Genomic DNA, 1,389 nt, shown 5'->3' with positions numbered 1-1,389 from the left:
GAGAGTGTAAAAAAATCTGTGTAAATGAACTAACCGTAATATGAGAAGCAATAAAAGTTGCTTCTTTTTTCTAACTAAATACTACCATTCCTTATTCAATTTTCATAGAGCTAAATTCTTCCTTCAAATATAATGGATAACTCACCAAGAACTTGATCCCAATTACGATAACGTGTTGTCCATTTTTTAGTTATATTCATGGTTGCTAAATACATACACTTCATTAATGCTTGATCACTTGGAAATACTGATTTGGTTTTCGTATATTTCCGATATGATCGATTCAAGCTTTCTATCGCATTTGTTGTATACATAATACGTCGTACTGGATCTGAATATGCAAAGAATGGACATACTGCATCCCAATTATCCTCCCAATTCTTTAATGCTGATGGATATTTATCTTTCCATTTTGTCTTCACTTTTTGTAACTGCTCATATCCCGCTTTCTCATTCTTTGATGTGTATATACTCTTTAAGTCTTTGCAGAACTCTTTCAAATCCTTATAATAAATAAATCTTACTGAATTTCGAATCATATGAACGATACATCGTTGTTGTACTGTTTTTGGAAAAGCTGTTGTTATCGCTTCTTTCATTCCTGTTAATCCATCTGAACACATAATCAAAATATCTTTAACACCTCTTCTCTTTATTTCGTTTAATACATTTAGCCAAAACTTAGCTGATTCATTTTCTCCTATCCATATCCCCATGATTTCCTTTTCGCCTTCTTCATTTACTCCTAACACGATATAAGCTGCCTTCTTTACTACTGTACTTTCATCTCTTACACTGAAATGAACTGCATCTATAAAAACAATAGGATAAACGGCTTCTAATGGTCTCTCTTGCCAATCTTTAATCATTGGTAATATTTGATCTGTGATATTGCTTACCATCGTTGCTGATACTTCTATCCCATACAAGTCATGGATTTGTTCATTGATATCTCTCGTTGATAGCCCTCTTCCATACAGTGATATTATTTTTTCTTCTATTCCTGAAACATCTCGCTTGTTTTTTGGAACTATTTTTGGTTCAAATTCATTATTTCTATCGCGAGGGGTTTCAAACTCAAACTCTCCAAATTCACTTTTTAATGTCTTTTTTGTACTTCCATTACGATAGTTTGTCTTTTCACTTTTCTTGTCATGTTTTTCATATCCCATTGAAGAATCAAATTCTGCATTCATCATTTCTTGTAATGAGTCTTTGAATAAATCTTTAATTGCTGCTGATAAATCTGCTGGTGAATTGATTTCATAATTATCTTGGATTAATTCTAATAAGTTTTTGTTGTTTTTTGTTTTCATATAAAAAATCTCTCCGTTTCTTTTATCATATCACGGAAAGATTTCTTATTTACACAGATTTATTTACACACTC

Annotated in this window: 1 protein-coding gene; it reads right to left on the bottom strand. The window is 31.5% G+C overall.

Features of this window, described 5'->3' with window-relative positions; translation table 11 throughout:
- Nucleotides 1-110 precede the first annotated feature (110 nt).
- Nucleotides 111-1,316: an IS256 family transposase gene (locus M2475_RS11370; RefSeq protein ID WP_277491658.1), complete on the bottom strand. Its 1,206-nt coding sequence runs from the start codon at nt 1,314-1,316 to the stop codon at nt 111-113.
- Between the last annotated feature and the right edge of the window lie 73 nt (nt 1,317-1,389).

The organism is Breznakia sp. PF5-3 (genome assembly GCF_029504745.1).
Classification (GTDB): Bacteria; Bacillota_I; Bacilli_A; order Erysipelotrichales; family Erysipelotrichaceae; genus Breznakia.
Note: the sequence above shows the minus strand (reverse complement) of the source record. Positions and strands in the feature narration are given on the sequence as shown.